This is a genomic window from Streptococcus intestinihominis (genome assembly GCF_046824975.1).
Classification (GTDB): domain Bacteria; phylum Bacillota; class Bacilli; order Lactobacillales; family Streptococcaceae; genus Streptococcus.
In genome coordinates this window covers 123,149-128,119 of the sequence record NZ_JBKQBL010000001.1, presented here as the reverse complement: position 1 = coordinate 128,119, position 4,971 = coordinate 123,149, and the positions used below count along the sequence as shown (strand labels likewise).

Sequence of the window (4,971 nt, the reverse complement as noted above, 5' to 3'; positions counted from 1 at the left end):
ATGTGGATAAAAAAGAAACCATTGATGAAGGTCATCGCTTGAAAATGCTGGAACTAGCCATTGATGGCATTGAAGGTCTGGAGATCGAGACGATTGAGCTAGAGCGTAAAGGGATCTCCTATACCTACGATACGATGAAGTTGCTTAATGAGCGAGACCCAGATACAGACTATTACTTCATCATTGGAGCGGATATGGTGGACTACCTGCCAAAATGGTATCGGATTGACGAATTAGTGGAGATGGTGCAGTTTGTCGGGGTACAGCGACCACGCTATAAGGCGGGAACCTCCTATCCTGTGATTTGGGTCGATGTTCCTCTGATGGACATCTCTTCTAGCATGGTGCGAGAGTTTATCGCCCAAGGTCGGACGCCCAATTTTATGTTGCCAAAGCCAGTCTTGGACTACATCAAGAAAGAAGGTTTGTATTAATGACCTATGAAAACTATCTCGGCTTTTCTCGTGAGGTCTTGCTTGAAAAAATGGGTCAAATCTTGCCAGAAAAACGGCTAACCCACTGTTTAGGGGTTGAGAAGGCTGCGCGTGACTTGGCCAAACGCTATGGGGCTGATGAAGAGCAGGCTGGCCTAGCAGGTTTATTGCATGACTATGCCAAGAAATTATCGGATCAGGAATTTCTAGACTTGATTGATCGCTATGAGCTGGATCCAACATTAAAAAATTGGGGCAACAATGTCTGGCATGGGATGGTTGGGATATACAAGATCAAAGAAGACCTTGGACTGACAGATCCAGCCATTCTTCGCAGTATTGAGATTCACACCGTGGGGAGTAGTCAAATGTCAACCTTAGACAAGATTGTCTATGTGGCAGATTATATTGAACACAACCGGGCCTTTCCGGGGGTAGAGCAAGCACGTGACATCGCTCAAGTCTCCTTGGATCGTGCCGTGGCCTATGAGACAGCTCGCACAGTCGAACACCTGGCCCACCAAGGATTGCCCATTTATCCCCAAACCCTTGAAACCTATAACGCATTTGTGAAGTATTTGAAAGAGGAGCAGTGAGTGAAGACGGCTTTTATCATTATTGATGTACAAAATATCTTAGTGGAAACAGGTTTTGAGACAGAAAAGCTCCTAGAGAAGATCGCTTATTTGCAAGATCAGGCTAGAAAACAGCAGATTGAGATCATCTACATTCAGCATATTGAAACGCCAGAGGCTTTAACCTCGGAAGATTGGCAATTATCTCCTCTGTTGAAAAGACAGGAGAATGAAAAGGTATTTAAGAAGCAATACAATAGCATGTTTAAGGAGACAGGATTAAAAGAATACTTGGATCAACAAGGAATTCAACAACTGGTCCTGTGTGGCATGCAGACAGAATATTGTGTCGATACATCCGTCAAAGTGGGGTTTGAATATGGCTACAAGCTGGTCATTCCAGAAGGAGCTGTTACAACCTTTGATGGAGAGGATATTCCGGCAGAAACGCTTAATGAATTTTATGAAAATATTTGGGCAGAACGTTTTGCGGATGTCTTAGATTACAAATCAATTTTTTAAGGAAAGAGGACTAAATGAAAGAAAAAGAATTACTTGAACTTGTTGTTAAAGCTGCCGATGAAAAACGTGCAGAAGACATTGTGGCTTTGGATGTTCAAAGCTTAACCAGTGTGACAGATTACTTTGTCATCGCAAGCTCTATGAATAGCCGTCAGTTGGAAGCGATCGCAGAGAATATTCGTGAGAAAGTCGTTGAAGCTGGTGGTAATGCCAGCCACGTCGAAGGTGACTCAGCTGGAGGTTGGGTCCTTCTTGACTTAGGTGGTGTAGTAGTCCATGTCTTCTCAGAAGAAATGCGTGCCCACTATAACCTAGAAAAGCTATGGCACGAAGCAAGTGCTGTCGATCTTTCAGCAGCCTTAGCATAAGCAGGTAAACTCAGTTGGTAGCAACTGAGTTTTGTTGGTTAAATTGAAATTCTATGGAAAGAAAGGATGGGGCCTCGTGTTTAGTTGGTTTGATAATTGAACACGAGCTAAAAGCTGTGAGAAAGAGAAAGATTTTCTCTTTGCTTTTAACGCTCTTTGTATCTTAGAAAGGATTTGAAACCGTCCTGTACTCCTCGGAAAATAGATAGCTCTCCTTGGAGCTTAGCTCCATCGTCGTGCTCCTAATTTTCTATCGGATTACGGGCGGACTTGGTATCATGAATATGGCGACTTATGAAACCTTTGCGGCGGTCTATGATGCCGTTATGGATGACAGTCTGTATGATTTGTGGACGGATTTCTCCCTCCGCCATCTACCAAAGACAAAAGATAAGAAAAAATTACTGGAATTGGCTTGTGGGACAGGAATTCAGTCTGTCCGTTTTTCCCAAGCTGGTTTTGATGTGACAGGCTTAGACTTGAGTGCTGACATGCTGAGAATTGCTGAAAAAAGAGCAACTTCAGCCAAGCAAAAGATTGATTTTATTGAGGGCAATATGTTGGACTTGTCGCAGGCAGGTAGCTACGACTTTGTGACCTGCTATTCGGATTCTATTTGCTACATGCAAGACGAAGTGGAAGTGGGAGATGTCTTCAAAGAAGTCTACAATGCTCTTAATGAAGACGGGGTCTTTATTTTTGATGTGCATTCAACCTACCAGACGGATGAGGTTTTTCCGGGCTATTCTTACCATGAAAATGCAGAAGATTTTGCCATGCTCTGGGATACTTATGAGGATGAAGCCCCTCACTCGATTGTCCATGAGCTGACCTTCTTTGTCCAAGAAGAGGATGGCTCCTTTAGTCGGCACGATGAAATCCATGAGGAACGCACTTATGAAGTTTTAACCTATGACATCTTATTGGAGCAGGCTGGCTTTAAATCTTTCAAATTGTACGCAGACTTTGAAGACAAGGAGCCAACAAAGACCAGCAAACGTTGGTTCTTCGTAGCACAGAAGTAGGCTAGCATGACAGTTACAGGAATTATTGCAGAATTTAATCCCTTTCACAATGGACACAAGTACCTGCTGGAACAAGCAGAAGGGCTGAAGATTGTGGCCATGTCTGGGAATTTTGTTCAACGTGGCGAGCCTGCCATTGTAGACAAGTGGATTCGCGCGCAGATGGCTTTGGAAAATGGAGCGGATCTGGTGGTCGAGCTCCCCTTTCTCGTGGCTGTTCAGTCAGCTGATCATTTTGCCAAGGGAGCGGTGGAGATCTTGTCCCGTCTGGGAATCGACCAATTGACCTTTGGGACAGAAGAAGTCATAGATTACCAAGCGATTGCGACAGTTTACTCGGAGAAATCATCGGAAATGGAAGCTTTCTTGCGAAGCCTTCCGGATGATTTATCCTATCCACAAAAGACCCAAAAAATGTGGGAAACCTTTGCTGGAGTGGAGTTCACAGGGGATACTCCCAACCATATCCTGGGCTTGGCTTATGCCAAGGCTTGTGCAGGAAAGGGGATTGCGCTCAAGCCTATCCAACGGCAAGGTGCAGGCTACCATTCAGAAGAAAAAGAGGTGGCCTATGCTTCTGCGACTAGTCTACGCCTGCACAAGGAAGATCAGGACTTTGTCGCTAAATTCATGCCCAATAGCCAACTCTTTCAGTCAGCTCCGCAGGTGTCTTGGGAGGATTATGACCAACTGCTCCGTTATCAGATCCTAACCCATCCGGATCTGACACAGATTTTTCAGGTCAATGAGGAACTGGCCAACCGGATAAAGGAGGCCGTTCGAAGTGCTAACTCTGTGGAAGAGTTGGTGGAGAAAGTCGCAACCAAGCGCTATACCAAAGCTCGTGTCCGCCGCATCTTGACCTACATCTTGGTAGGGTCGACGGATCAAGCTCTTCCCGATGCCATTCATGTCCTAGGATTTTCTGCAAAGGGACAAGCTCACCTCAAAGGCTTGAAAAAATCAGTAGAAATCGTGACCCGAATCGGTAAGGAACCTTGGGATAGTTTGACCCAGCAAGCGGATCAGGTGTATCAGCTAGGTCACCCCCAATTGCCTGAACAAATCTGGGGACGGGTGCCAGTGAGAGTGGAAGAATAGAAAGTTTCACGTAAATTTTTTCTGCCCACATTCACGTAAGGCAAGAACGTTATGATGCACGGAAACAGTGTTTATCCATTGACTAAAAATTTTTTTAGTCAATGGATTTTTTTGTTTTTACCAAATTTAGAAGCTTTTTTTCGAATAAATAGATAAAAATGGAAAAACTTGTACAAGTTCCTGACAAGTTTTTCTTTTTCATGTATAATAAAAGAAAAGAGGTAGAATGAGGTATGGTCATGGAAGCAGTCGTTTATTCAACATTCCGCAATCATTTGAAGGATTATATGAAGAAGGTAAATGATGAGTTTGAGCCTTTGACAGTCGTGAATAAGAATCCTGATGAAGATATTGTGGTCATCTCTAAGAGCGAGTGGGACAGCCTACAAGAAACCCTGAGACTAGCTCAGAACAAGGAATTGTCAGATAAGGTCTTGCGGGGTATGGCAGAAGTCCGAGCTGGTCAGGTTCAACTCCATGAGATTGAGGGGTAACGGATGTTACTCAAGTTTACAGAAGATGCCTGGAAGGATTATTGTTACTGGCAAAGTCAGGACAAAAAAACACTGAAGCGAATCAATACCCTTATCAAAGAGATCCAAAGGGATCCATTTGCTGGGATTGGTAAACCTGAGCCTTTGAAATATGACTTTCAAGGAGCATGGTCAAGACGGATTGATGCAGAAAATCGCCTGATTTATATGCTAGATGAGTCAGGAGTTGCCTTTCTGTCATTTAAAGATCATTACTAAGTCTCTAACAGAGAGGCTTTTTTATAGTTAAACTAGCTATTTAAGTTTCCAACTCATAGAAAGTTCCCATAAAATCCCCCTTTAAAAATAGAAAATTCTAGTCCAAGTTCAGCGATTTGTGATATAATGTTAAAGATTGAAAATAATATGAATCAAACACAAGGAGAATCCTCATGGGACGTAAATGGGCCAAT

General features: G+C 43.5%; 8 protein-coding genes. All 8 read left to right on the top strand.

The genetic code is table 11. The features are described from left to right. A partial coding sequence (locus ACLOR3_RS00705; RefSeq protein ID WP_412036888.1) for a nicotinate-nucleotide adenylyltransferase occupies window positions 1-434 on the top strand: 434 nt, incomplete at its 5' end. Then, window positions 434-1,030 carry a bis(5'-nucleosyl)-tetraphosphatase (symmetrical) YqeK gene (gene yqeK, locus ACLOR3_RS00700; protein ID WP_411399996.1) on the top strand — a complete coding sequence of 199 codons (597 nt, stop codon included), beginning with the start codon at window positions 434-436 and terminating at the stop codon, window positions 1,028-1,030. The genes ACLOR3_RS00705 and yqeK, both read left to right, overlap by 1 nt. Beyond that, window positions 1,031-1,531, top strand: coding sequence for a cysteine hydrolase family protein (locus tag ACLOR3_RS00695; protein WP_411399995.1), 501 nt, complete (start codon window positions 1,031-1,033; stop codon window positions 1,529-1,531). It begins immediately after the preceding gene. A gap of 14 nt (window positions 1,532-1,545) precedes the next feature. Next, window positions 1,546-1,899 (top strand): ribosome silencing factor, encoded by a 354-nt coding sequence (rsfS, locus tag ACLOR3_RS00690; RefSeq protein ID WP_003014310.1) that lies wholly within the window; start codon window positions 1,546-1,548, stop codon window positions 1,897-1,899. Between the two features lie 284 nt (window positions 1,900-2,183). Continuing rightward, complete coding sequence (locus ACLOR3_RS00685; protein ID WP_411400219.1) at window positions 2,184-2,924, top strand: class I SAM-dependent DNA methyltransferase; 741 nt, start codon at window positions 2,184-2,186, stop codon at window positions 2,922-2,924. A 6-nt stretch (window positions 2,925-2,930) separates the two neighbouring features. After that, window positions 2,931-4,025 carry a nucleotidyltransferase gene (locus ACLOR3_RS00680; RefSeq protein WP_411399994.1) on the top strand — a complete coding sequence of 365 codons (1,095 nt, stop codon included), beginning with the start codon at window positions 2,931-2,933 and terminating at the stop codon, window positions 4,023-4,025. 239 nt (window positions 4,026-4,264) lie between these two features. After that, on the top strand, window positions 4,265-4,519 hold the full coding sequence (locus tag ACLOR3_RS00675; protein WP_003014291.1) for a type II toxin-antitoxin system Phd/YefM family antitoxin: 255 nt from the start codon (window positions 4,265-4,267) through the stop codon (window positions 4,517-4,519). A gap of 3 nt (window positions 4,520-4,522) precedes the next feature. Continuing rightward, entirely contained in the window at window positions 4,523-4,777 is a 255-nt protein-coding gene (locus tag ACLOR3_RS00670) for a Txe/YoeB family addiction module toxin (protein ID WP_013903192.1), read from the top strand. Window positions 4,778-4,971 lie beyond the last annotated feature (194 nt).